The following is a 24,573-nucleotide window of genomic DNA, read 5'->3' as shown; positions in this document are numbered from 1 at the left end:
TGCCACGGTAGCATCCATCCTTAACGATCTGGAAGCTATGTGGGGACAGGAGGCCCACCCTCGGGTGGTCCCCTTTGACGAGCCCCTGGATGGCCTGATGCTGACCATCCTGTCTCAGAACACCAACGACAACAATCGGGATAGGGCTTTTTCCACCCTGACGAAAGCAATTCCCTCCTGGAAGGACGTAGCTGCTCTGGATCAGGAAACCCTAGCCGGATTCATTCGGGTGGCCGGCATCGCCAACGTCAAAGCGGGGCGTATGCTGGAGGTGTTGGATATCATCGCCTCTCGAATGGGCTCCTACAGCCTGAAGGGACTCGGGGCATGGTCGTCAGGTGAGGTTCGCGAGTTTCTCGAAGGATTGCCAGGTGTCGGTCCCAAAACCGCTGCCTGCGTCCTGGTCTTCGATCTGGGTATTCCGGCCTTTCCTGTTGATACCCACGTGGCCCGGTTCTGTCGGAGAATGAAATGGGTACCCCACAACATGCCCCCGCCCAGAATTCAGGCATATATGGAGACGGTGGTCCCTGAATCTCGTAAAAAAGGCGCCCATCTTAACATCATCAGCCACGGTAAGGCCATCTGTGTTGCCAGATCGCCCCGATGTTCCGGTTGCGGGATTCGTACTCGGTGTCCGTCAGCGGTGCTGTAAAAGTATGCACATCCAACAAAGACAAACGGCGACTTTCCTTTCTTGAGGACGTCGCCGCTTGTCTTTATGCCTTGCCGTTATCCTGGGGCTGAAGACGGTCGAGAATGATCCTGTATCCGTCGGCGCCATATTCCAGAAATTTTTTGACCCGGCTGATGGTGGCTGTACTGGCACCGGTCTGTTGGGCGATCTGAGGATAGGTGTATCCTCCCTGAAGGAGTCGTGCAACCTCCAGCCTCTGGGAAAGGGCTCGGATCTCTCCGATGGTGGCGATGTCCTCCAAAAAAGCATAAACCTCCCCCTCAGTCTCAAGGGCGAGCAGAGCAGAGCACAATTGATCAGTAAGGCGATCCTTCCATTTTTCCACGATGTGCAGCCTCCTCTCTGAGGTGTCTTTTTTGTGCGGTATAGCATAATAGTATCATCAAGAAGAGAATATTACAAGAGAGCATCGATAGAACGAGATAAAGAGTTATCGGAGGGTAGGTTTTTCCGTCATACGAATAGGCTGTTGACGGGCTATCTCATCCAGGCACGAAAAGACCGTGGTCGTGAACTTTTCCGCTCCAGACAGAGAAAGATGTGTTCTGTCTTTAAAGTCTTCGTATACCAGACCATATGTGTCTCTATCCCAACTCCCCATCAGCCGAACAGGGCCGATTCTCTCATTGATACCGGTAGCCAGGCTTTTCAACTGTCGGCGGAATGTCTCTGAAGCCAGGTAGGATGATACATCCCACACGGGAGCAAAGACGAAGACGAAAAGCCCCCATCCTCCTCGACCATTTTCTTAAGCTTTACGAGACTGTCAAGCTCGAAGCTGGAAAAGGGGAAAAGCTCCTCGTCGTTAAGAATGGGAAAATCCATCGCATTTACCGCTTTTGGTCGGTACATAGCGGAGAGAGTTCAAAAAAATAAGAGTAAGGTACAAAATAAAAATTCCCATATCGAAAGGCAAGGACACTCCATTGAGAGCTATTGAGGAAGATCTTTTCGTAGTGTTTTTTTACGTATAAAGATTCGAAGAAAAATTCTGGGTCAAGCACAAAAAAACAAAAGTTTGCATTTTCAAGTTTACCACAGGCCATCATCTTTTTATGCTTTACAAGCATCTCAAAAGGTGATGCTTCCTCCGCCCCCACATTGACTACGTCGTGAGTTTCCAGGCTGTCGTTTCGGCAGATGATTTTTGGAACTATATTGTTGTGGTAGCATCGACTGTTTCCTATCCAGAAGTCTATGATCGACGTCGCCTTATACGGCGAGTTGAAATTGATGGGAAGTTCGATATTGAAGAACCGTCCAATTCCCAAAGCCATATCCGAATACCCTGAAAAATCGAAATAAATCTGGAACGTATAACACAACGCCCCAGCCGAGGCCTCAAAGAACATCACAGGCGCATTGCTGTTGAAAACTGCAGCCACCCAGGGAGACAGGGTGTCGGCGATGACCAGCTTCAGGGAGGTCACTGCTCTCTCATTTCATAACGTGATGATATAATTGATACGTTCATATTCTGTGGTATTTGGACGGATATGTTGCTATTTGTCCTGATCGGAGGCTTCCATATTGCCTCAAAAGGAGTGCAGATGAGTTCGATCGACGAAAAAAGCCTTAAAAAAGCATATGATCTCTTTAGGAGCGGTGATATACAGACCATCGAGGTTGGCACCGTCAGAGGGCTTCAGGAGATACATCTCTATATTTTCGGTGGATTGTACGACTTTGCTGGTGAGATCAGAGAATCAAATATCTCAAAGGGTAATTTCCGCTTTGCAAACAGTCTGTATCTGAAAGAGGTCTTGAGTAAGATAGAGACCCTACCTCAAGGCTCGTTTGACGAGATCGTTGAAAAGTACGTCGAGATGAACATCGCTCATCCATTTATGGAGGGCAACGGCAGATCCATGAGAATCTGGCTCGATATGATGTTGAAAAAAGAACTTGGACACGTTGTCGACTGGCAACGAGTGGACAAGACGAAATATCTTCAGGCGATGGAAAGAAGCCCTGTCAACGACTTGGAGATAAAGTTTCTTTTGAAGAAGCATTTGACTGATAAAATGGACGATAGAGAGGTTGTTTTGAAAGGGATTGAGCAGTCTTATTATTACGAAGGGCATGAAAAATTGCCTGGCTGACAGATCTGACGAGATCGAAGAGTACAATTTGAATCGGCCCAGAGTTTCAGCCGGGCTGTGTTTTGCTCTTGCATTGAGATTAAGTATAAACTGTCTTGCGCTGAGGTGTCCCTAAGTGATTGCTGGTTAGTGGAATCATCTGCTTTCACTAACTGGCTGACAAAACTGTTACTTTCTAAAAACGTGGATCGGATACGGCCTATGGAATGACATCCACACTTGGCATAAGTTTGTACAGATTTGCCGTTTTGTTTTCCCAGGAATCTGATCCTTTATCGATACTACATCAGGAATGAGGTATCTTTGCCTCCTCTGTGTAACGGATGTATTGAACACCTACACATTATCATTGGGGCAACGACAACATCTCTTGATAAAAATCCATTGCTGTGATAGTCTTTTTCTTTGAAGATGATTTTCGGTTGTTGCCGAATGGTCAGCGTTTGTTCGAGGAGGAGCGTTTACGATGAAAAAAGAGATTCATCCCAAATACGGTGTGTGTAAGGTTTCCTGTGCCTGTGGCAACTCTTTTGAGACCCAGGCTACGGTGGACGAGATCAAGGTAGGTGTGTGTTCGGTCTGTCATCCTTTCTATACAGGCAAGAAGGGTAGGATTCTGTCTGAGGCCGGACGGTTGGAGAAATTCAACAAGAAGTACGCTGGGATGGACTACGGCCAGAGAGAGGCCACCGAGTAGGAGGGGCTGAGGCCCCTCTTTTTTGTTGTGTGCTGACATTCTGTTGGTACTGTTTTTGTGGAACGAAAGGGGTGTCCCATGAGAGTCGACCTGATGTATACGACCCCCGATTACCTGTTGGCTATCTGGTCAGCGGGGCGCACTTGTCATAGCCCTCGTTTGCCGCAGGAGCTCTATAGGGATTCTGTGGAGCGGGAGTCCATGAAAAAATTCGTCGATTTTATCATCAAAGCTGAACATCTGAGCGTTATGGAGCACTGCTCCATGACATTTGCTGTTTCCAGCGTCTCCCGAACCTTGTTGGCTCAGTACAGCCGCCACAGAATCGGGGTGAGCCTCAGCGTCCAGAGTCAGAGATATGTCTCGGAACGATCCGAGTCGGGAGGTCTTTTCGACCATCGAGTGCCGCCGTCTGTCATGGCATCGCCTGAAGCTATGGCTGTTTTCTCTCAGGCCATGGATCAGGCTCAGGCGGCGTATGATCGTCTTCTGGATCAGGGGATTCCTCGGGAGGACGCTCGATTTATCCTTCCCGGTGCTGCTGGGACGAACTTCGTTACCACGTTGAATCTCCGTTCATTCATGGATATGTATCAAAAACGGGTGATGGTTCGGGGCGCTCAGTGGGAAATTCGATCCCTTCTGTTGGAGATGCGAAGGCTTCTCGTGGAGAAGGAACCGTGGCTTGCTTCCTACCTTGAAATCCCGTTGGAGGTGATCTCATGATCCTTGATCCTCGCCGTCTCTTTGCTTTTGCCATCTCTGCCATGGAAGCCAAGGCAGATGACGTCGCTTTGCCTGTTGGTGGACAGGCGGTCATAGAAGGGGTCATCATGAAAGGTCCCAGTCATTGGGGGATGGCGGTACGTTGTCCTGATGGGGGTATCTGGCGGGATCGATGGCGGTGTGCCGGATGGGATAAACGACGCCCCTGGAATTTGCCTGTCCTTCGGGGAATGGCTACCATGGCTGAGATGTTGCGTGAGGGATTCCGGGCGCTTTCCCGATCAGCTCAGATCGCCTTGGGGGAGGAGGAAGAACTCACCACCAGGGATATGCTTATCTCCATTCTCGTCGCCATTGTGGCAGTCGTGGCCCTTTTTGTGGCGCTGCCTCTGTGGATTGGCGATCTGGTTGGACGATGGCTGGAACTGGGGCACGTTGGAAAAAACGCCGTTGAAGGAATAGCCCGTGGGTTAGTTTTCATCGCGTACGTGGGGTGTATCGGATTCTGGAAGGATATTCGGGAAGTCCTCATGTATCACGGAGCGGAGCACAAGACTATCAATGCCTTCGAGGCAGGAGTTCCCATGACGATTCTCCGGATTCGGCGTTTTTCCCGGATTCATCCCCGGTGTGGCACGTCATTTCTTCTTGTGGTTGTGGTGATGAGTATCCTCGTGTTTTCAGCTATTGGAGGAGGTGGAGTCCTCTGGCGAGTCGGTTCTCGGGTGGTGCTCCTCCCTCTGGTCGTGGGGCTCTCTTACGAGATCATCCGCGCTACAGCTCGTGGGGGTGCTGTCGGGCGAGCTATCATGGCTCCGGCGCTGTCTCTTCAGTATCTGACTACCAGAGTGCCCACCCCCAAACAGCTCCAGGTGGCTTTGGTCTCCCTGGAGTCGGCCCTGAACGTGACGTTTGTCTCCGACAGGCCGGGAAGGGACATCTATCGTGAAGCTGGATCGTAAACTCCAGGAGATCGTCTCGGCTCATCAGGAGATTGAGCACAAGATGGCCGATCCTGCTGTAACTGGTAAGCCCAAAGAGCTTCAGGAACTGAGTAAACGTCATGCCGAGCTCTCGGAGATCGTCGAGGCCTATAGGCTCTATCGGGAGATCGATGAGGAGCTCCGTGGTGCCCGGGAACTGAGCGAGTCCGCCGATGCCGAGATGGCTCTTTTGGCCAGGGAGGAGATCCATCGTCTTGAACCTCTTCTTGAGGAACAGGAACGTCGAATGACTCTCTCGCTCCTTCCCAAGGACGCCGATGATGGAAAGAACGTGGTGGTCGAAATTCGAGCCGGAACCGGTGGTGAGGAAGCGGCTCTGTTTGCTGCCGATCTCTACCGGATGTACAGCCGATTTGCCGAGGGACGTCGTTGGTCTGTTGAGATTCTGGACGCCAACGAGACAGAAATCGGTGGGTATAAGGAAATTGTGTTCACCGTCTCCGGTCATGGGGTCTACAGCGAGCTCAAATACGAAAGTGGCGTCCATCGGGTCCAGCGGGTACCGGCCACAGAGTCGGGGGGACGCATTCACACATCTGCTGCAACTGTGGCTGTCCTTCCCGAGGCTGAGGAGGTGGATGTGGAGATCCGTCAGGAGGATCTGAAAATCGATACCTACAGAGCCAGTGGTGCTGGTGGCCAGCACGTGAACATGACCGACTCTGCCGTTCGGATTACTCACCTTCCCACTGGATTGGTGGTGACATGTCAGGACGAGCGCTCCCAAATCAAGAATCGCGTTCGGGCCATGGCCTTTCTTCGGACTAAGCTCTACGATATGGAGCAGCAGAGGCGTCAGGATGCCGAGGCCCAGGAGCGTCGGGGTCAGATCGGTTCCGGTGATCGTTCAGAACGGATACGGACGTACAATTATCCTCAAAACCGGCTGACCGATCACCGAATCGGTCTGACTCTGTATAAGCTTGAGTCCGTTCTTGAGGGGAACATGGGCGAGTTGGTGGAGGCTCTCAGAGTTGCCGATCAGACCGAGAGGCTTAAGGCATTGGATGGCCGATGATCGGTCTTTGGCTGTCCTGCGGAGACGCATTGAAGCTGAACTGGCCGATGCAGGAATCCCCAGGTCTTCTCTGGACGCTGATCTCATCTGTACGACCGTTCTGGGAGTCTCTCGTTCATGGCTTCACTGTCACGGGGATGAGATTCTCTCCGGGGAGGTCATTGAGGTCATAGAAAGAGCTGGCTCACGCAGATCCTCTCGAGAGCCTCTTCACTATATTCTGGGCGAGTGCCCCTTCTGTGAACACCGGTTTGCCGTGGGGGCTGGGTGCCTGATTCCCCGCCCCGAGACCGAGTTTTTGGTGGCGGCTGCGTTGGAGACCTTCGATCGAGGAACGTTCGTCGATTGGGGGACGGGCTCAGGTTGTATTGCTGGATCGATCCTTGCCGCCAGGCCGGAGAGCTCGGCGTTGGCTGTGGATCGAAGTCCTCGAGCCCTGAGCGTAGCCTGGTCCAATATGAGGCGTCTGAAGGTGGCCGATCGATGTCTGCTGTGGCACTGTGCCGTCCCGGAACGTATCCCCCTGAATCGCTGCGACATGATCGTATCGAACCCACCGTATATCCCGACGGGCGACCTTGACGGGCTCATGGACGACGTCGTTCGATATGAGCCGACGTCGGCTCTGGATGGCGGGGAGGATGGTCTTGATCCCTACAGAGTACTTCTGCCCTGGGCTGAAAAAGTCCTTCGGCCTGGAGGCTGGTTGTGGGTTGAGTTTGGGGGAAAGGATCAGGAACCCATCCTCTCGGCGATTGGGTCGCCAGGACTGAGTCTTCAAGCGGTGCGTCCTGATCTCTCGGGAGAACCTCGCCTTATGGGATGGCGTCGTGTATAATCTTATTTGGTTTGATATCTGAACTTTAGAGAGTATGTTACTACATTATGAGGAGGAAAAGACCATGGAACAAAGAGATTTGATCATTGTCGGAGGTGGCCCTGCCGGGCTGACAGCTGCTATCTATGGGCGGCGGGCAGGCTTGAGCACCTTGGTTATCGAAAAAGGTGTGTTTGGTGGTGCTATTGCCGTAACCGACGAGATCGAAAACTGGCCGGGAGTGAAGCACGCCACGGGGCCCGAGCTGGGTGACATGTTCAAGGAACACGCCGATGTCCTCAACACTGAATTTTTGGATGCCGAGGTTAAATCTATTCGGGAGGATGGTGCTTCTAAGATCGTGACAACCGATAAGGGAGACTACCAGGCTAAGGCGTTGATCGTGGCCACAGGGTCCAGTTTCCGAAAGCTTGGGTGTCCTGGCGAAGCTGAGTTTACCGGCAGGGGGGTAAGCTACTGTGCGACCTGTGATGGAGCCTTCTTCGAGGATTTGGAGGTGGCTGTTATCGGTGGAGGGAACACCGCCGTTGAGGAGGCGTGCTATCTGACACAGTTTGCGTCCAAGGTCTATATCGTTCATCGGAGAGATAAATTCAGAGCCGATCAGATCGCCGTGGATCGGGCCCTGGCCAACCCCAAGATTGAGCCCGTGTGGGATTCTGTCGTCGAGGAGATCGCCGGAGACGACATGGTGGAGAAAGTTGTCGTGAAGAACGTCAAGACAGGAGGGCTCTCAGATATTCCCGTTTCGGGTGTCTTTATGTTTGTGGGTAATACTCCCAATGCTGACCTCATTAAAGATATGGTTGACGTCGAAAAGGGCGACTGGATCAAAACCGATGCAAAAATGGCTACATCTCTCCCTGGCCTCTTCGCTGCTGGTGATATGCGGAGCAAATCACTTCGTCAGGTAGTGACCGCTGCGAGCGATGGAGCCATCGCCGCCATGTCGTCCTACGAATACATTGCAGAGCATTTTTAAAGGCTTTATATTAATAAGCTCAGGGGCGGGATGACTCTCATCTTGCCCCTGTTATGTAAAGGGTTTTCCCCGTTCGGTGGACAGAAGGAGGATGCTGGCGCATGATCGTCACTGTAACTCTTAATCCTGCGGTAGACGAGGACTATGTCGTTCGGGATTTTGTACCAGGACGGTGGTTTCGGGCTATGGTTTCCGAGAAGACTCCAGGAGGCAAGGGGATCAACGTGTCGCTGCTTCTGAACCAGCTTGGTCACGATTCGGCTGCTATGGGATTCCTGGCCGGCTTCAATGGAGACTATATCCGGGATGCTTTGCAGCGCTTACGGATTACGACCAACTTCGTCCATGTAGAGGGCGAGACTCGAACGAACGTTCACGTCCTGGACGAGCTTGGTCACTTGGAGACGGGGCTGTCCGAACTTGGTCCCACGATATCGGAAGATGCCCTCAATCGCTTCATGTCCAATTATCGCCGGATGTTGAAGCGTGCCTCGGTCGTGGTTATAGGTGGCTCAATCCCGCCTGGGGTTCCACAGGATATCTATCGAGATCTGGTGACACTGGCTCGTGATGCGGGGCGTACCACCTTCATCGATGCTGCTGGACCGGCCTTCATGGCTGGAATTGAGGCTGGGCCATCCTTTGCCAAGATCGATCATCGATTTATGTCCCAGCTCTCTGACCACCCTTTATCCTCCTTGGATAATCTGATCGACGCTGTCTCGGAAATCCATGATTTTGGGGCTCGGTGGGCAGTCGCATCCTATCACGTCTATGGTGACGTGTTCTTCACCCCTGATGGAATCTACCTGGCTACCTTGGGGGATCGTTCCGATCTGGTCTCCATGTTCAGCGCCAGTGATGCCTTGGTGTCAGGGCTCATCGTTGCTTATCTGGAGGGGCTCTCCTCGGAGGACGCGATAAAGTTCAGCATGGCCTGTGCCATGGAGGATGCCACCCATGTGGCTAAGGGGATCAGCAGTAGAGAGGCTGCCGAGCGGCTCATGTCCACGGTATTGATCGAAAAGCTCCGATGACGGTCCAATGAGGATTTTAGTTCTTGATGGGTTTCGTCCGAAACAGGCTAGAGGGGGTGAGTAGTTCGTGGGACACAAAAAACAGAATGCCCAGCTAACCTATCAGGCGACCCGAATTCGAACGGCGTCTCGGGAGCAACTCCTTTTGATCACGTACGATATAGCTATCCGTTTCTGTCTGTCCGCTGAATCAGCTCTGGAGAAGGGCGATTCCGAGGAGGCACATAACAACCTTATCAGAGCTCAAAACGCTGTCCGTGAGCTCATGGTCTCTCTGAACACAGAGATTGGCGGTGAGGTGACGGTCAACCTCATGGCTCTCTACGATTTTATGTATCGAAGTCTCGTCGAGGCCAATGTGGAGAAGTCCCAGGAGAAGGTGTGCGTGGCTCGATCCATGTTGGAGGAGCTTCGGGAGACCTGGACTCAGGTCATGGAAACGCTTCGTAAGGAAGCGGTCTCTGAGAGCGTCCCTGAAATTGTCGAGACGGGGGGAGGCGTGAGCTTTGCCGGATAGGCTGAAGGCCATGGTCTCGGGGCTTCTCCGTCAAGAACGAGATCTCTACGTCTCCCTCAATAAGCAGATCGACCACGAATTAATCGCTATTGACAACGACGATATGGATCTCCTTTTATCCATTTTGCAGGAGAAACAGTCCATCATATCTCGTCAGGAAAGGCTTCTGGAGCGTTGGAGCGACGTATCAGGTGAATTGGGCTTGACCGAGGGGCGGGAAGGGCCTGCTTTTTGGCGGGCTCTTTCCGAGGCCGTCGATGCCCAGGGGTATCAGGAGTTGGTGCAGGCCGTTCGGGAGATTCGAGACTTGGGAGCCAAGGCTCTTCGACTGGAGGCTCTGGCTCAAAAAAATCTGGAGGCTAAAGTGACCGAGTTTCGCGAGAAGATGTCTCGGATTGCCGGTGGTAAAAAAGCTGTTCGAGGGTATATGGGAAACCTATGATGGCCTCTTCCCGAGTTTATCGATCTGTATATGCCTCCCTTAAAACAATGGCTGTCTCAGCCATTTTTTTATTGATATTGGGCGTTGAGCCTATATGGGGTGATAGTCTTTCACGGGAAATTGCTCTGGGAAAGACCGTAGCCAGACAGGTGGAGGCGCGATGGTCACTGGTTCAAAATCCCACCGTTGTTGCCAGGGTCCGTATGATCTTCGAAAGACTTCTCCCCATGGTCTCCAGACCTTTACCTTACGACGTTCGGGTTATTCGTGAGAGCGTCCCGAACGCCTTTTGCATCCCTGGTGGTACGGTCTACGTAACCACGGGGCTTCTGGACTTCGTTCGAAGTGATGCTGAACTGGCTGCAATTTTGGCTCACGAGTTGACCCACGCTGACGAAAATCACGTGATGATTCAGGCAAAACGGTCTCAAAGACTCTCTCTGGCGTCTCTGGCTATCATCATCGCTACCAAAGGACAGGGGGCAGCTGGTCTCTTGGCCGGTATTGCTCAAATAGCTGTAACCAACGGATACAGCATGGAGTTAGAGCGGGAGGCTGATCTGGGGGGGCTGGAGAAACTTCAAAGGGCGGGATACCCGCCGGCAGCTGCTCTGACGGTTATGGAGGGGTTGGCCTATGAGGGGATAAAACGGCCATCGGTGGACCCAGGGATATTTCGAGATCATCCGAGAACGGCCGAAAGAGTTGAATATATCCGGCGAGCTATCCTGGATCGAGGTTGGTCACTGAGCCGAAAAAAAGCCCTTCACCTGTTGGTGCCCTCGGTTCAATCTGCTTCCGGCGATATCCGTCTTTGTGTCGACGATGAGGTTGTCTGGGCTGTGAGCAGTGATCGTTCTTCACAGGTTTTTCAACATGCGTATGAAGCTTTGGTGCAATGGTTGGAACTTGAGCTCAGTCCCCATGACATACAGGTCGTAACGCCGCTTGGCGGAGCGACGACCCTGCTGATTGGAGGACATCCGGTGGCGAGCGAGCCTGTTCCCTCGGGAGCGTGGTCTTTGAACGTCTTTCGGGAGAGGTTGCTTCTGGTTCTCTCTAGGGCCAAGGAGAGAAACCCCATGGTAGACTATTTCTTTTGATCCCTCAAGGCCGTACTGTCGGGTATAATAATTGTGGGAACCTCTAAAAACTCAGAAACTCGCCTCAGGTTGTTTCGACGGAGCCCATTCGAGGCTCGTGTTTTTGACCTGCCGTCGTGAAGTATCGACTGGGGCGAGGCGGATGTCCTCCCAAGCTGGGGGGGCAAAAATACGTTTGGGCGAGACAGGGCTCTGGCGGAACGACCTGAGGCTGGGAGACTTGGATGTAGGTTTTTAGAGGTGCTCTTGTGTCTCTTTGGGGGACGCCAGACAGGAACAGGAGGATTTCATGTATCTTTCCCTCTATCGTCGGTATCGACCCCAGACTTTCGACGACGTTATCGGTCAGGATGTCGCCGTCGAGGTCGTTCGTCGGGCAATTCAAAATGAGGCGGTGGGGCACGCCTATCTTTTTTCCGGCCCCAGAGGATGTGGAAAAACCACTGTTGCTCGGCTTCTCGCAAAGGCGATCAACTGCCGGAACCGCTTTGATGACGGGGCTCCATGTCAGATCTGTTCCTCCTGCCGGGGGATAGCTGAGGGAACGTCTCTGGACGTAATCGAGATCGACGGAGCATCCAATAACAAGGTGGACGAGATACGGGATCTTAAGACTCATGTGGGTCTTGCGTCCTTCTCTTCTCCCTACAAGATCTACATCGTGGACGAGGTCCACATGCTATCCATTGGGGCCTTCAATGCGTTATTGAAGACCTTGGAGGAGCCTCCCAAAGCAGTCGTTTTTATTCTGGCAACGACCGAACCCTTCAAGGTACCCGTGACCATTCGATCTCGATGTCAACATGTTCCCTTTCATGCCATTGATTTATCCCATATCGTGGGCCATCTCCGCACTGTAGCTGAACGAGAGGGAGTCTCCGTCGATGATGAGGCTCTCTGGGAGATTGGTCGTCAGGCAGATGGAGCTCATAGAGATGCTCTGGCCCTCCTGGAACAGGCCATGGCAGTTCGAGACGAGGCGGTGGACCTGAATGTAGTTCAGCGCCTGATCGGCGGGGGAGGGCGGAGCGAGCTCTGTCGTTGGATTCAACTCGTTTCGAATGGGGAGGATGTTCAGGCCTTTCAAGAGCTGGAGGGGATGTTTCTTCGAGGAGCCTCCGTTGAACGGGTGCTGGATGGGCTCTACCTCGTTTTCAGGGATATGTGGGTGTCTCGACGTTGGGGCGACAGAGGCCTGGAGGCGCTCAGGATCTCTCCTTGGGAAAGGGAGTTCCTCCAGCAGGAGAGCGGCCGATGGGATGAATCTCTTCTTCGGGAGGCTATGACCCTTCTTACGTCCCTCATGCCCCAGTCGCGTCGAGGACTTCGTCAGGACGTCCTGACCGGAATCCTCATGACAAAGCTTGTCCCTTTGGGACAAGGGGCTGAAGATGTTTGCTCTGCAGGGAAACAGAGCCTGCCTGTCGTCGATTCCGATTCTCACGGCCTTGCCGAGCCAGTCCGAACTTCAGAGAAGAGCGTAGAGGTCGTCGAACAGGAGCTTCCTTGTGAGCCGATCTCGTCGATTTCTGATGATGGCGATCCGTTGGCTCCCCTGTGGTCCCGTCTTGGAGAGATTCCTCATATCGTGACGGCTTTGGCGCTCTCTCGGATCTCAAAAGACGGAGAGAATCTGTCAGTCCGAATTCCGTCGGATCGAGGCTATTGTTTCGAGCTTCTCTCGGGAGATCGAAACTCCTACGTTCTGCAATCTGCCTTAGCGGACGATTGTTGGTCCGGGGGACTGCGGCTTTTTTGGCGTGATCAAGAGCGGTCGTTCCCGTCACTTGCGACTCCCACTTCTCCTGAATTGCCCGTCGAGGCATCGGAGGAGACTCTCCTCCAGGAGCCTCAATCCTTCGAGTCGGACATTGCTGCGACCGAGGTGAAAAAATTAAGCCCCACTAAACAACCGACCCAGACGTCCCCTGATGGACTGGCGGAAGCTCTCCGAGTCATCCGTTCTCATACGAGCGGTGAGATCCTGTACCTTCGTCGGGATGAGGACATGGAGAGAAAAGAGGAGGATGTCTACGATGAGTAGGGAGAAAAACTTCGTTCACCTTCACGTCCATACAGAATACAGTCTCCTGGATGGTGCCATTCGATGTGGTGAGCTGGCCCGGAGGGCGGCAGAGTGGGGAATGCCTGGAGTGGCTATTACCGATCACGGTGTTATGTACGGTGTGGTCGAGTTCTACCAGTCTTGCATGAACGAGGGAGTCAAACCAATTATTGGCTGTGAGCTGTACGTGGCTCCCCGGGGCGTTGACGATAAGAGCAAACAGAATCCCATCAATCACCTTATTCTCTTGGCTGAGACCCAGGAGGGCTATCATAACCTGGTCAAGCTGGTCTCTATCGCTAACACCAGAGGGTTTTACTACAAGCCTCGAGTGGATCACGATCTGTTGGCCCAGTATAGCAGGGGCATCATCGCCACGTCTGCTTGTCTGGCGGGCGAGATTCCCCAGATGATCCTGAACGACGATTTTCAAGGGGCCTTAGACCAGGCCAAGATGTATCGGGATATCTTCGGTCGGGAGAATTTTTTCCTGGAGATTCAGTACAATCGGATTTCTCAACAGGCGGTGGTGAACAAGGCGCTGATTCGTATGGCTCGGGAAGAGAACTTCCCCTTGGTGGCCACCAACGACGCTCACTACCTGGACGAGGATGACTACGATTGGCACGAGATCCTCCTGTGTGTGGGAACCAACGCCACATTGGATGATCCTAAACGGATGACCTTCGAGACCAACGATTTTTACTTTCGATCAGCCGATGAGATGTGGGGAGTTTTCGGCGATGAAGTACCCGAGGCTCTTGAGAACACCCTTCGGATTGCCGAAAGATGCGATGTATCGTTCGATCTGGGAACCCGAGAGTACTGTCTGCCTCAGTTCGAGATAGCTCAGGGAGAGACCCTGGAATCCACTCTGGAGGCGAAGGCCTTCCAGGGATTGACAGATCGTCTCAAGGGAGAGGATATCCCCGACGAATATCGAAAAAGGCTGGAATACGAGTTGTCGGTGATCAATCAAATGGGGTTCCCCGGGTACTTCCTGATCATCGCCGACGTCATTCAGGCCTGTAAGGAACGGCGTATCCCCATCGGTCCCGGGCGAGGCTCCGCAGCCGGTTCCCTGGTGGCGTACGCTATGCGGATCACCGAGCTTGATCCTATCCGATACGGACTCATTTTCGAGCGGTTTCTCAACCCCGAGCGGGTGAGCATGCCAGATATCGATACGGACGTCTCGGATAAAGGGCGGGAGGATCTGCTGCGATACGTGGTGGAGAAGTACGGTGTGGAGAACGTTTCTCAGATTATTACTTTTGGTCGAATGAAGACCAAGGCGGCTATCAAGGATGTGGGACGAGCTATGGGGATTTCCTACTCCGAGGTTGATGGGGTGGCCAAGCTCGTTCCCGACGGCTCTAAATCCATTGCCGACGCCGTCGCCATGACCCCTGAGCTCCAGGACCTCCGGGCCAAGGACCCTCGGATGAAAACCCTCCTGGAGAGCGCTGCCAAGATTGAGGGATTGGCTCGACACGCCTCCCAGCACGCTGCCGGGGTGGTCATCACTCCCATGCCCTTGACGGACCTCGTCCCCGTACGACGTATCGGCGACAACCAGGTTGTTACCCAGTTTTCCATGGAGCCTGTGGAGAAACTAGGCCTGGTGAAGATGGACTTTCTGGGACTTCAGACCCTCTCAATTCTGGAGGAGGCAGTGAAAAACATAGAAGCTAATGGGAAAGAGCCTCCAGATCTGAACGATCTCCCGATGGACGACGAGCTCACCTTCCGTATGCTTCAGGCTGGGGACACCCTGGGGGTGTTCCAGCTCGAATCGGCGGGTATGAGGAGGCTTTTGAAGAAAATGCTTCCCGACTGTTTTGAGGATCTGATTGCCGTGCTGGCCCTGTACCGACCTGGCCCTCTGGAGAGCGGCATGGTGGATCAATACGTGGAGTGTAAGCATGGCCGCTCTGCAGTTCACAGCCTTCACCCTCTTCTGGAAGATATTCTCAGGGAGACGTATGGGGTGATCCTCTACCAGGAGCAGGTTATGAAATGTGCATCGACTTTGGCGGGTTTTACGTTGGGAGGTGCTGACCTGTTGCGCCGGGCCATGGGGAAGAAAAAAGTGGAGGTCATGAACGAGCAGCGAGCTATCTTCCTGGATGGTGCGTCCAGGCAAGGTGTTGAGCGACGGAAGGCCAACGAGATTTTCGATATCATTCAGAAGTTCGCTGGGTATGGATTTAACAAATCTCACAGTGCGGCCTACGCTCTGATCAGCTACCAGACGGCGTACCTGAAAGCCCACCATGATCGGGAGTTTATGGCAGCCTATCTCACAAGCCAGATCGGTGCCAAGAAGGACGTCATGGCCAGTTATGTTCGCGATGTTCGAAAGTCAGGTATACCGGTACTTCCCCCGGACGTGAACCAATCTCGATCAGCTTTCACCGCCGCAGGCGACGTGATTCGCTTCGGTTTAGAAGCCGTAGGAAAGGTCGGTTCCGGTGCCGTGGAGGCTATCCTGAAAGCCCGGGATGAGGGAGGCCCCTTCGAGAGTCTCTGGGATTTCCTCGATAGGGTCGATGTTCGATGTCTCAATAAGGGCGTTATGGAAAACCTCATCGGGGCCGGGGCTTTCGATTCGATCTCCTCCAACCGGAAACAGCTTATCGACTCCTTCCCGACAATGATGGAGTATGCGCTTAAGCGGGGGAGTGACGTCAACCAGTGTTCTCTTTTTGACGAGGCGGATATACCTGTCCATCCCGACATGGTCCAGACCGAGGATTATGGATTCTCGGAAAAGCTGGAAAAGGAGAAAAACGCTCTCGGCATGTACATCTCGGGCCATCCATTCGAGCGTTTTGAGGCCGATGCAGCTCAGTATGTCAACTGTGCCATCCCCGATCTGGAGCTTTGGCAGAGCGAGAGGATGACCCCTTGTTTTTCTGGATTGCTCGTCGGGTGGGCTGAAAAATACACAAAAAAAGGGATCCCTATGGGTATCCTTCGGTTTGAAGATTGTTCTGGAGAGGTTGAAGCTGTCTGCTACCCCAAGCCCAGAAACGGTACGCCCTGGCTTGACCTGAAACCCATGTTGAGATCTGGAGCTCCATACCTGGTTCGTGGTACTGTTCAGCAGGATCGAGGTAACGTGGCGATTAACAACCTCATCCCCCTGGACGGAGCTCTGGAAGGGGTATCTCGATACGTAGAGATTATTTTGCGGGAGGAACTTTTTCAGGGAGCGCCCTTTTTCCGGGAATTTCTTCGATCGCTCAAGGGGCACCCAGGATCTCATGAGGTCCTTCTGACTGTGGAGGGAGAACACGAACGGGTCTGTGTCGCTATAGAGGGAGTTCGTGTGACCCCAGGTCCTGAGCTCAGGAAAGCTTTGGAACAATTGGTCCCTGTGGATTTCGGAGTTTCGATGTCGATAGACGAGAAGGAGGGGGGGCGAGGACGAAATGACACAACAGAAAGTGAAAATCATCTGTACGTTGGGGCCCGCTAGCTCCGACAAAGAAACGTTGGTCAAGATGATTCAATCTGGTATGACCGTGGCTCGATTGAACTTCAGTCATGGGAGTCACGAGGAGCACTCTGGTCGTCTGGCCCTGCTTCGCAGCCTGACCGACGTCTACGGTGCTCCTGTGCCCGTTATGTTGGACACCAAGGGCCCTGAGATTCGAACTGGTCTTGTCGAGGGCGACTTGGTGCAGCTGACCTCCGGTGAGACCTTTGCTCTTCGCCTGAAGGACGATGCCCTGGGAGATTCCTCGGGAGTGTGGGTGAACTATGGTCTTCTGGGGGAGGAAGTACGGGTTGGGCAGGACATCTTCGTGGACGATGGCACACTTCACCTGCGGGTTTGCTCCATCACCGACGACCAGGTCCTCTGTGACGTGTTGGTGGGAGGTGATCTGGGAAATCGCAAGGGAATCAACGTCCCTGGTGCTGATTTTTCGTTTTCGGTAATGTCGGAGAAGGATCGTGAGGATATATTGTGGGGTGTTCGACACGACGTGGATTTCGTGGCGATCTCCTTTGTTCGGGACCGTCAGGATGTTCTGGCTGTCCGTAAGGTGATTGAGGACGCTGGTGGGGATATTAAGTTGATCGCCAAGGTCGAAACTCATCAGGCTGTGGCTAATATTGAGACGATTGCCAAAGTGGTCGACGGCATGATGATCGCCCGGGGTGATTTGGGGGTGGAGATCCCCACGGAGGACGTACCCCTGGTTCAGAAACGAATTATCGACATTTGCCGTTCTCAGGGGAAACCCGTGATCGTGGCGACTCAGATGCTGGACTCCATGATTCGAAATCCTCGGCCAACCAGAGCCGAAGCCAGTGACGTGGCCAATGCGGTACTGGATGGGGCCGACGTGGTTATGCTCTCCGGGGAAACCGCTGCGGGAAAATACCCAGTACAGTCGGTTCAGACCATGGCTCGGATCATCGTCAAGGCTGAAGCGGAGCTTCGTCGGTGGCAGCGTCCATTCCAGGTTCCCTCGGTGCCTAACAGCGTTCCTGATGCTGTGAGTATGGCGGCGGTTGAAATTGCCGAAAAAACGGGGGCAAAAGCCATAATCTCACTGACCCGAAGCGGTATCACAGCTCGGATGGTGAGCAAATATCGTCCCAAGTGTCCTGTGGTGGCTACGACGCCGTCGGATAAAACCCAGAGGGAGTTGTCTCTGAGCTGGGGAGTCGTGCCTTTATACAAAAGTTCCGACGACGACGAAAATCGCGCCGTAGAGGGCGCTGTGACCTCTGCGTTGCAACGGGGACTTGTCTCCGAGGGCGATCTGGTGGTCATCACTGCCGGTATGCCTCTGGACGTTCCGGGTACCACGAACATGGTTCGGGTCCACACCATCGCTCGTATTGTTTTGAGGGGATTGCCACTGATCCCCAAGGTCTTGGCTGGACGGGTATTTCGGGCGATGGACGCTCAGGAGGCCCAGGCCATCGATGACGGTGACATCCTGGTCACCCCGGCCGCCGACGGCCAGTACCTTCAGGCTCTGAAACGGGCTGGGGCCCTGATCGTGGAGGAGGGGGGGCTCACGTCGCCATCGGCAATCGTGGCCCTGGAGCTGGGACTTCCCTGTATAGTGAGCGCCAAAGGGTGTATGGATATGCTGAAGACCGGGGCCATCGTCACGATGGATAGCGGTAAAGGATTGGTGTACGAGGGGACGGTGAACCTTGGAGAATAGGTCTCCATTTTCTTCTTGGAACTTTTTCCTGCAGGACAACTCGGTTCGATGGGGGGCGGTCCTGATCCCCATTGTCGAGACCGAACAAGGGGCTCGTATCGTCATGATTCTTCGCCCCCAGACCATGAGAGCTCACGGAGGACAGATCTCCTTTCCCGGCGGTGGAGTGGAGCCTCAAGACCGATCCCCCTGGGATACCGCCTGTCGAGAAGCGTGGGAGGAGGTTGCGCTCCATAGTGCGTCTTTACTTTACTTGGGGGCCTTGCCACTGGAGGATGTCTGGGTGAGTCGTTTTCGAGTGTTTCCCCTTGTTGTGCAGATATTGACTGCTGTGGATATTCGAGACCTGCATCCCAATCCCTCGGAGGTCGAGCAGCTTATTCTGGTGGAGCCCCGAAAGCTTTCTTCTTCTCCTCCTATCCGAGCAGGAGAGGTTCGAGGAGTATCCTACGAGTATCCCGAATACTCCCTGGAGGCATCCCTCACGATCTGGGGCGCTTCGGCTCGTATGATCCGGAATCTGGACCGTCTCGGGTATCTTCGGCGGTTTCGTCTACAGAGTAATTGAATTCTAGGGGAGCGAGGACTCTCGTCTCGGATCGACATACATGAGAGAGGGGTTTTATGACGAAGATCATCACACTTATCAGGTGGCAGGACGTGGTGGATATTCTTGTTATATCCTTCGTCATCTACCGATTGCTTTCGCTCCTCTACGGAACCCGAGCCATGCAGCTGGTGAAGGGGCTTTTAGTTATCGGTCTCCTGGCTTCAGTTGCCCGGTTGTTGGATTTGACCACGATCTCATGGTTCATGGGGCAGTTGCTGGGAATCATGGTGATAGCCATACCCATCGTTTTTCAGCCCGAAGTTCGGAAAATATTGGAGGAGTTGGGGCGGGGCAACATATGGAAGAGGCGTAAGGCCCAAAAGCGGGCCGAATCCATCTCCGATGAGATCTCTAAGGCTTTAGCCTACCTGAAGAGCCATAAGATCGGAGCGTTGTTGGTTTTTAAGCGGGAGACCGGTCTTAAGGACTTCTGGCGGACGGCTGTGTTTTTAGATGCAGCTATCAGTCAGGAGCTTTTGATATCCCTCTTTTGGGAAAACAACCCACTTCATGACGGTGCCGTTATTTTGGATCAATCACGAGTCATCGCTGCCGGGTGTTATCTGCCCCTGACGGAAAACAGCGACCTGTCTCGGTGGATCGGTACCCGACATCGGGCGGGGATCGGGGTGACAGAGGTCTCGGATGCCGTCTCCATCATCGTCTCAGAGGAGCGAGGAGAGGTGTCCGTGGCTACGAATGGCCATCTTTCTCGAAACGTAAAGGACGATCAGGTACACAGATTGCTGGTACACTATTTCTCCGGAGAGGATACGGAGCAGCAATCCTTTTTGGAGACCTTGCGAGAAGAGATCCGCTCTCTAGGATAGTGAGGAGGGAACGCTGTGTCGTTTTTCAAGGAGCTTGATAAGTTCGTGGGGTCCAAGACCTTCCTCAAGTGTATCTCGGTGTGTATCGCTTTCTTTTTGTGGGGCTATGTCAACGGAGATTTTGGTGCTGATATGGAGAAAGAGATGTCCTGTGACGTTCAGTTTCGGAGCATCTCGTCCGAGCTGACGTTAAACGTGGATCGGCGCACTGTTGACGTGGGAATCCAGGGACCTCGAGACGTCGTAGCGGAATTGACTCCTCAGAATATCCTCTGTGAGGTGGATGTTCAAGGGCTCGGACCTGGCAAGTATCGACTTCCCGTGAAGGTCAACCTGCCTGGCAGGAGTACTCTGACCCATGTAAATCCCCTCAACTTGGAGGTGTCCTTGGTTCGCTATGCTGAGAAGGTCCTTCCAGTACATGTCTCCGTGGTCGATGGGCTGCCGCCAGGGCTGCTTATGGATAGTGTGGAGCTGGATCCGAAGGACGTGACGATTAAGGGGCCCGAGGACGCTATTTCCGAGGTCACCGATGTCCTGGTGCAGCCCACTTTGGAGGAGCTTCAGCGGGGGGAGACAAGAGACCTTCTCCTGAAACTCGTTCATCCTGAGGGGGTAAACGCTGCTTTGACGGTTCATCCAGAGACGGTGGCTTTGACGGCCATTCTTCGAAAAGGGCAGCCCCGAGCGTCGCTTCCTGTGGAAGTCCCTCTTTCCGGTGTACCTGATGTCAATTATCAGGTGGATCGTCTGGTGGTTTCCCCGTCCTTTGTGGAGGTGGAGGGACCAGAGAAGTCCCTGCAGAATTTGGGACAGCTGGAGACCGACGCTATCGATATCTCTGGTTTCGATCAGGATCGATCCATGATCGTTCCTCTTCGTCCCCTTGTCGACAAAAATTTGCATCTTCTGGGCGAGACGTCGATATCCGTGAAGGTGTTGTTAAAGCCTAAGATGTCCTCGCGGCTCTTCTCCAGAGTTCCCGTGGAGATTCGAGGACGGAGCGTCTATCCAGGTTGGGAGGTCCTGCCTCAAGCGGTAGATGTTCGGATACAGGGCTCGGTTGCTGCTGTGGGTGCTATCGAGAATGATCCGCCCTTTTCCGTATATGTGGACGTGACGAATATCATATCTCGGCAGCTTAGGGTTCCTGTGACTATCGACGTGAACGAAAGAAATCTGTCCATCGTCTCAGTCAAACCCGAGCGGGTGACGGTGAAGGCGAAGGTTCAGTGAAGGAGGGCGATGGAAACATGGGTGACGATGGAGTACGGCGACGCTGTCTTTTCGGTACTGACGGGGTGAGAGATGTGGCCAATCGAGGAGCGATGACGCCCGAGATGGCTTTGCGTCTTGGAAGAGCCTACGTTCTTTTCCTGACTGAGCGGGGAGTTCCCCGACCTCGAATCGTTGTGGGACGGGACACTCGAAAGTCGGGCCCCATGCTTCAGTCTGCTCTTGTGGCGGGAATGACCTCTGCCGGTGCTGACGTACTGTGCGTGGGGGTGATGCCGACCCCGGCGGTGAGCTATGGTGTTGAGGCCTTAAATGCTCAGGGGGGCGCTGTTATCAGCGCGTCTCATAACCCGGCCGAGTACAACGGAATCAAATTTCTGGATGGGGCGGGGTGTAAGCTCTCAGACCAGGACGAACTGGCTATTGAGGAGTATCTGGGTGACAATCTGATCGACGATTGGCGGCCTTCTGGAGCCTCAGTGGGGTCCATCCAATATATGGAGTCCGACTTCAATAACCAATACGCTTCTCACGTGACTTCCGTTGGAGAAAAATGTGATCGTGACCTTCGAATTCTCTTTGATTGTGCTCATGGTGCTGCTGCTTCGGTGATTCCGGAGATCCTGAGGTCCTGTGGTTTCGAAAGAGCCTCCATTCTAGGGGCATCTCCTGATGGTTTGAATATCAACGAGAAGTGTGGCGTCATGGTTATGGATACCTTGTGTTCTGCGGTCAGGTCTGAGGGATACCGTTTAGGTATCGCTTACGATGGAGATGCTGATCGGGTCCTGTTGTCCGACAGCCAGGGGCGTGTGCTGGACGGGGACATCATGCTCTGGGTGCTGGCTCGGTGGCTTCATTCTCAGGGACGCCTTGGTGAGGGTGTCGTGGCGACGGTCATGAGCAATCTTGCCCTGGAACGTCGCTTGCAGGACGAGTCTATCTCCGTCTATCGGTGCTCTGTGGGAGACAGATATGTTCTTCAGACCATGAAAGAGCGGGGAGCTCATCTTGGAGGGGAGCAATCGGGACACGTCATTGTCCACCCCTTCACCAAAACGGGAGATGGACTGTGTACCGGTTTTCTCTTTCTTCAGGCGTGTCGTGATCTCGGCGAGGATGTGGACTCGTTGGTTGACCGATTTGGTCGTTTTCCTCAGAAACTGACGAATATCCCGGTTCAAAACAGGGCGTCAGTTATGAGCTCCGAAAGAATCTCGCAGGTCGTGGAGGCTGAGGATAGAGCGCTTGGCTCTTCAGGGCGGATCTTTCTCCGTCCCTCGGGAACTGAGCCGCTGATTCGCCTTCTGGTGGAATGTGAGGACTCTCTTCGGATGGAGACCCTCTCTCGTGATCTTGAGCAATTGATACTTGAGACGGCACTTTGATGAGGACCGTCCCTTCGTGAAGGGAGGTGACATTGAGGCTGCAAAGCGGTTGATGGAAGCGCCTGGACTGGGGTAACATCTCAGTTGACGAGGGTGGAGGATGATCGATATATCGGCGGATGCCTCCAGGGGGGCGGGAAACCTCCCAGAACCCAGGCCACAAAACTGTTGGGTGACCGACGGGACAAAGAGCCTTGGATTTTCCCCAATGACGGAAGGATGGGATGACTCCCATGTGCGGAATTGTAGGATATATCGGTCACCGGGACGTTTCCCAGGTGATTTTAGAAGGGCTTGCCCGGTTAGAGTATCGGGGGTATGACTCGGCAGGAATGGCTGTCGTCGGTAAGGACGGGGTTCAGGTGGTTCGAGAGGTCGGCAAGGTGGCCGATTTGCTTCAGGCGGTCAATCGATCTCCTTTGAAGGGAACCGTGGGGTTGGGACATACCCGATGGGCTACCCATGGTGGGGTGACCGTGGAGAACGCACATCCCCACAGGGATGAGGGCAACTCGGTCGTTTTAGTCCATAACGGTATCGCTGAGAACTATCTGGATATTAGAGACGAACTTCTTCGAGAAGGCGTCACTTTCGTATCTGAGACGGATACTGAGGTCATCGCCCAGCTTCTGGCCCGGCTGTATCGTGGCGATCCCAAGCAGGCTCTGGTCGAGCTCTCTGAGCGTCTCAGCGGTGCGTTCGCCTTGGCTGTGATCTTCACCGATGACAGGGAACACCTCTACTGTCTTCGAAAGGGCTCTCCTCTGATTGTGGCGTTCGGAGATGGCGAGTTTCTCTGCGCCTCTGACGTTCCGGCAGTCCTCCCGTACACTCGTCGGATCGTCTATATGGGGGAAGGAGAGATGGCCTGTCTCTCCAGGGAGGGCGTTGTCTTCTGGGACGAGAAGGGGCGGGATATCTCGAAAGAGTCCCTCCAGGTCGATTGGGATCTCTCCATGGTCGATAAGGGGGGCTATCCCCATTTCATGCTCAAGGAGATCAACGAGCAGGGGGCCGTCCTGCGTCGATCTCTTCAGAGACGGACCGAGGGTGATCGGGTAGATCTCTCTCATGAACTCGACTGGACCCCCAAATGGGCCCGGTCCCTTCGAAGGCTTCATCTGGTAGCCTGTGGAAGTTCCTTATACGCTGCTCAGGTAGCGGAGCGGCTTATCGAGAGATTCACTGATTTGGACGTCCGAGTGGAAATCGCTTCGGAATATCGATATCGGGCTATTCCTGCCGGAGAGGAGACCTTGGCTGTCCTCGTCTCTCAGTCGGGCGAGACCATAGATACCCTGTCGGCGGAGCGATTCGTCAAAAGCAAGGGGGCTCGATGTCTGGCGGTGACGAACAACGGCCTCTCCTCCATCGCTCGAGAGGTGGACGATGTTCTCTTGCTCGAGGCCGGTCCTGAGATCGGTGTGGCCGCTACAAAAACTTTCTTAGGGCAGGTGACGGTGTTATATCTTCTGGGGCTGTACCTGGCCAAACTCAGGGGAACTCTTCCTGAGGCTGACGAAGGTCGTATCGTCAGGGAACTGGTGTCCCTGCCGTACAAGGTAGAGGCATCCCTCGAACAGGCAGCCGTGATTCAGGAGATAGCCAGTCGATATGCCGATGTGAAGGACTTCTTGTTTCTTGGACGGGGGGTGTCGTTCCCCGTGGCTTTGGAGGGTGCGTTGAAACTCAAGGAGATATCCTACATTCATGCTGAGGCCTACGCCGCAGGGGAGATGAAACACGGCCCCATCGCCCTGCTGGAGGCGTCGGTTCCGGTGGTGGTCATCATGCCGGATGATTCGTTGTTCGAGAAGACGTTGTCCAACGTCCAGGAGACCAAAGCCCGGCATGCTCCGGTTATTGCCGTGGCTTCTCGGGGGCGGGATGTCCTCCTCGATCAGGTTCAGGACGTGATCTGGGTGCCCCAAACTGAGCCCGAGTTATCACCGTTTCTGACGGTGGTTCCCCTTCAGCTTTTCGCCTATTACGTGGCTTTGGCACGAGGCCGGGAGATCGACCAGCCCAGGAATTTGGCAAAAAGCGTGACGGTAGAGTAAGAGGGCGGGGAGGATATTGTTATCTC

General features: G+C 53.8%; 22 protein-coding genes and 1 pseudogene. 20 read left to right on the top strand and 3 right to left on the bottom strand.

Annotated features, from left to right (window positions below):
• Positions 1–37: 37 nt before the first annotated feature.
• Positions 38–655: a DNA lyase gene (locus CSA35_07680; protein PIE54159.1), complete on the top strand. Its 618-nt coding sequence runs from the start codon at positions 38–40 to the stop codon at positions 653–655.
• 64 nt (positions 656–719) lie between these two features.
• Here CSA35_07680 and CSA35_07675 read toward each other — a convergent pair whose 3' ends face one another.
• The 3 genes and pseudogenes from CSA35_07675 to CSA35_07665 form a co-directional block, all read right to left on the bottom strand.
• The gene (locus CSA35_07675; protein PIE54142.1) at positions 720–1,025 is read right to left on the bottom strand and encodes a DNA-binding transcriptional regulator; all 306 of its coding nucleotides are present in this window, start codon (positions 1,023–1,025) and stop codon (positions 720–722) included.
• A 102-nt stretch (positions 1,026–1,127) separates the two neighbouring features.
• Positions 1,128–1,397, bottom strand: coding sequence for a hypothetical protein (locus CSA35_07670; protein PIE54141.1), 270 nt, complete (start codon positions 1,395–1,397; stop codon positions 1,128–1,130).
• Between the two features lie 487 nt (positions 1,398–1,884).
• Positions 1,885–2,121 (bottom strand): annotated as a pseudogene (locus CSA35_07665) (membrane-bound O-acyltransferase family protein).
• A 126-nt stretch (positions 2,122–2,247) separates the two neighbouring features.
• Here CSA35_07665 and CSA35_07660 point away from each other — a divergent pair.
• The 19 genes from CSA35_07660 to glmS all read left to right on the top strand — a co-directional run bounded on the left by CSA35_07660 (position 2,248) and on the right by glmS (position 24,547).
• Positions 2,248–2,799 carry a cell filamentation protein Fic gene (locus CSA35_07660; protein ID PIE54140.1) on the top strand — a complete coding sequence of 184 codons (552 nt, stop codon included), beginning with the start codon at positions 2,248–2,250 and terminating at the stop codon, positions 2,797–2,799.
• A gap of 466 nt (positions 2,800–3,265) precedes the next feature.
• Positions 3,266–3,496 carry a 50S ribosomal protein L31 gene (locus tag CSA35_07655; protein PIE54139.1) on the top strand — a complete coding sequence of 77 codons (231 nt, stop codon included), beginning with the start codon at positions 3,266–3,268 and terminating at the stop codon, positions 3,494–3,496.
• Between the two features lie 78 nt (positions 3,497–3,574).
• A complete protein-coding gene (gene thyX, locus CSA35_07650) occupies positions 3,575–4,222 on the top strand; it encodes a thymidylate synthase (FAD) (protein ID PIE54138.1) in 648 nt (215 codons plus the stop codon).
• On the top strand, positions 4,219–5,184 hold the full coding sequence (locus CSA35_07645; protein ID PIE54137.1) for a hypothetical protein: 966 nt from the start codon (positions 4,219–4,221) through the stop codon (positions 5,182–5,184). Before thyX ends, CSA35_07645 begins: the two co-directional genes overlap by 4 nt.
• A complete protein-coding gene (locus CSA35_07640) occupies positions 5,168–6,244 on the top strand; it encodes a peptide chain release factor 1 (protein PIE54136.1) in 1,077 nt (358 codons plus the stop codon). Before CSA35_07645 ends, CSA35_07640 begins: the two co-directional genes overlap by 17 nt.
• Positions 6,234–7,082: a protein-(glutamine-N5) methyltransferase, release factor-specific gene (gene prmC, locus CSA35_07635; GenBank protein ID PIE54135.1), complete on the top strand. Its 849-nt coding sequence runs from the start codon at positions 6,234–6,236 to the stop codon at positions 7,080–7,082. The genes CSA35_07640 and prmC overlap by 11 nt, the downstream gene beginning before the upstream one ends.
• Positions 7,083–7,146: 64 nt before the next feature.
• Complete coding sequence (gene trxB / locus CSA35_07630; protein PIE54134.1) at positions 7,147–8,064, top strand: thioredoxin-disulfide reductase; 918 nt, start codon at positions 7,147–7,149, stop codon at positions 8,062–8,064.
• Between the two features lie 101 nt (positions 8,065–8,165).
• Positions 8,166–9,101, top strand: a complete 936-nt coding sequence (locus tag CSA35_07625; protein PIE54133.1) for a sugar kinase — start codon at positions 8,166–8,168, stop codon at positions 9,099–9,101.
• A gap of 67 nt (positions 9,102–9,168) precedes the next feature.
• Complete coding sequence (fliS, locus tag CSA35_07620) at positions 9,169–9,618, top strand: flagellar export chaperone FliS (protein PIE54132.1); 450 nt, start codon at positions 9,169–9,171, stop codon at positions 9,616–9,618.
• The gene (locus CSA35_07615) at positions 9,608–10,060 is read left to right on the top strand and encodes a flagellar biosynthesis protein FlgN (protein PIE54131.1); all 453 of its coding nucleotides are present in this window, start codon (positions 9,608–9,610) and stop codon (positions 10,058–10,060) included. Before fliS ends, CSA35_07615 begins: the two co-directional genes overlap by 11 nt.
• Positions 10,057–11,163 carry a peptidase M48 gene (locus CSA35_07610; GenBank protein ID PIE54130.1) on the top strand — a complete coding sequence of 369 codons (1,107 nt, stop codon included), beginning with the start codon at positions 10,057–10,059 and terminating at the stop codon, positions 11,161–11,163. The genes CSA35_07615 and CSA35_07610 overlap by 4 nt, the downstream gene beginning before the upstream one ends.
• A gap of 289 nt (positions 11,164–11,452) precedes the next feature.
• Positions 11,453–13,207 carry a hypothetical protein gene (locus CSA35_07605; protein ID PIE54129.1) on the top strand — a complete coding sequence of 585 codons (1,755 nt, stop codon included), beginning with the start codon at positions 11,453–11,455 and terminating at the stop codon, positions 13,205–13,207.
• Positions 13,200–16,712 carry a DNA polymerase III subunit alpha gene (locus tag CSA35_07600; GenBank protein ID PIE54128.1) on the top strand — a complete coding sequence of 1,171 codons (3,513 nt, stop codon included), beginning with the start codon at positions 13,200–13,202 and terminating at the stop codon, positions 16,710–16,712. The genes CSA35_07605 and CSA35_07600 overlap by 8 nt, the downstream gene beginning before the upstream one ends.
• Positions 16,666–18,423 (top strand): pyruvate kinase, encoded by a 1,758-nt coding sequence (gene pyk / locus CSA35_07595; protein ID PIE54127.1) that lies wholly within the window; start codon positions 16,666–16,668, stop codon positions 18,421–18,423. The genes CSA35_07600 and pyk overlap by 47 nt, the downstream gene beginning before the upstream one ends.
• Positions 18,413–18,991 (top strand): hypothetical protein, encoded by a 579-nt coding sequence (locus tag CSA35_07590; GenBank protein PIE54126.1) that lies wholly within the window; start codon positions 18,413–18,415, stop codon positions 18,989–18,991. Before pyk ends, CSA35_07590 begins: the two co-directional genes overlap by 11 nt.
• A gap of 56 nt (positions 18,992–19,047) precedes the next feature.
• Positions 19,048–19,863 carry a TIGR00159 family protein gene (locus CSA35_07585; protein ID PIE54125.1) on the top strand — a complete coding sequence of 272 codons (816 nt, stop codon included), beginning with the start codon at positions 19,048–19,050 and terminating at the stop codon, positions 19,861–19,863.
• Positions 19,864–19,878: 15 nt separating this feature from the next.
• Positions 19,879–21,099: a hypothetical protein gene (locus tag CSA35_07580; protein PIE54124.1), complete on the top strand. Its 1,221-nt coding sequence runs from the start codon at positions 19,879–19,881 to the stop codon at positions 21,097–21,099.
• 17 nt (positions 21,100–21,116) lie between these two features.
• The gene (gene glmM, locus CSA35_07575; GenBank protein PIE54123.1) at positions 21,117–22,487 is read left to right on the top strand and encodes a phosphoglucosamine mutase; all 1,371 of its coding nucleotides are present in this window, start codon (positions 21,117–21,119) and stop codon (positions 22,485–22,487) included.
• A 233-nt stretch (positions 22,488–22,720) separates the two neighbouring features.
• The gene (gene glmS, locus CSA35_07570; GenBank protein ID PIE54158.1) at positions 22,721–24,547 is read left to right on the top strand and encodes a glutamine--fructose-6-phosphate transaminase (isomerizing); all 1,827 of its coding nucleotides are present in this window, start codon (positions 22,721–22,723) and stop codon (positions 24,545–24,547) included.
• Positions 24,548–24,573: the final 26 nt, after the last annotated feature.

This window comes from Dethiosulfovibrio peptidovorans (assembly GCA_002748665.1).
Classification (GTDB): Bacteria; Synergistota; Synergistia; order Synergistales; family Dethiosulfovibrionaceae; genus Dethiosulfovibrio; species Dethiosulfovibrio peptidovorans_A.
Note: the sequence above shows the minus strand (reverse complement) of the source record. Positions and strands in the feature narration are given on the sequence as shown.

What these genes read in the sequence shown, in the direction of transcription:
- CSA35_07680 (PIE54159.1), top strand. Translation starts at nt 38, where the DNA reads ATGTGGGGACAGGAGGCCCACCCTCGGGTGGTCCCCTTTGACGAGCCC.
- CSA35_07660 (PIE54140.1), top strand. Translation starts at nt 2,248, where the DNA reads ATGAGTTCGATCGACGAAAAAAGCCTTAAAAAAGCATATGATCTCTTT.
- CSA35_07655 (PIE54139.1), top strand. Translation starts at nt 3,266, where the DNA reads ATGAAAAAAGAGATTCATCCCAAATACGGTGTGTGTAAGGTTTCCTGT.
- thyX (PIE54138.1), top strand. Translation starts at nt 3,575, where the DNA reads ATGAGAGTCGACCTGATGTATACGACCCCCGATTACCTGTTGGCTATC.
- CSA35_07645 (PIE54137.1), top strand. Translation starts at nt 4,219, where the DNA reads ATGATCCTTGATCCTCGCCGTCTCTTTGCTTTTGCCATCTCTGCCATG.
- prmC (PIE54135.1), top strand. Translation starts at nt 6,234, where the DNA reads ATGGCCGATGATCGGTCTTTGGCTGTCCTGCGGAGACGCATTGAAGCT.
- trxB (PIE54134.1), top strand. Translation starts at nt 7,147, where the DNA reads ATGGAACAAAGAGATTTGATCATTGTCGGAGGTGGCCCTGCCGGGCTG.
- CSA35_07625 (PIE54133.1), top strand. Translation starts at nt 8,166, where the DNA reads ATGATCGTCACTGTAACTCTTAATCCTGCGGTAGACGAGGACTATGTC.
- CSA35_07610 (PIE54130.1), top strand. Translation starts at nt 10,057, where the DNA reads ATGATGGCCTCTTCCCGAGTTTATCGATCTGTATATGCCTCCCTTAAA.
- CSA35_07605 (PIE54129.1), top strand. Translation starts at nt 11,453, where the DNA reads ATGTATCTTTCCCTCTATCGTCGGTATCGACCCCAGACTTTCGACGAC.
- CSA35_07600 (PIE54128.1), top strand. Translation starts at nt 13,200, where the DNA reads ATGAGTAGGGAGAAAAACTTCGTTCACCTTCACGTCCATACAGAATAC.
- pyk (PIE54127.1), top strand. Translation starts at nt 16,666, where the DNA reads ATGACACAACAGAAAGTGAAAATCATCTGTACGTTGGGGCCCGCTAGC.
- CSA35_07585 (PIE54125.1), top strand. Translation starts at nt 19,048, where the DNA reads ATGACGAAGATCATCACACTTATCAGGTGGCAGGACGTGGTGGATATT.
- glmM (PIE54123.1), top strand. Translation starts at nt 21,117, where the DNA reads ATGGGTGACGATGGAGTACGGCGACGCTGTCTTTTCGGTACTGACGGG.
- glmS (PIE54158.1), top strand. Translation starts at nt 22,721, where the DNA reads ATGTGCGGAATTGTAGGATATATCGGTCACCGGGACGTTTCCCAGGTG.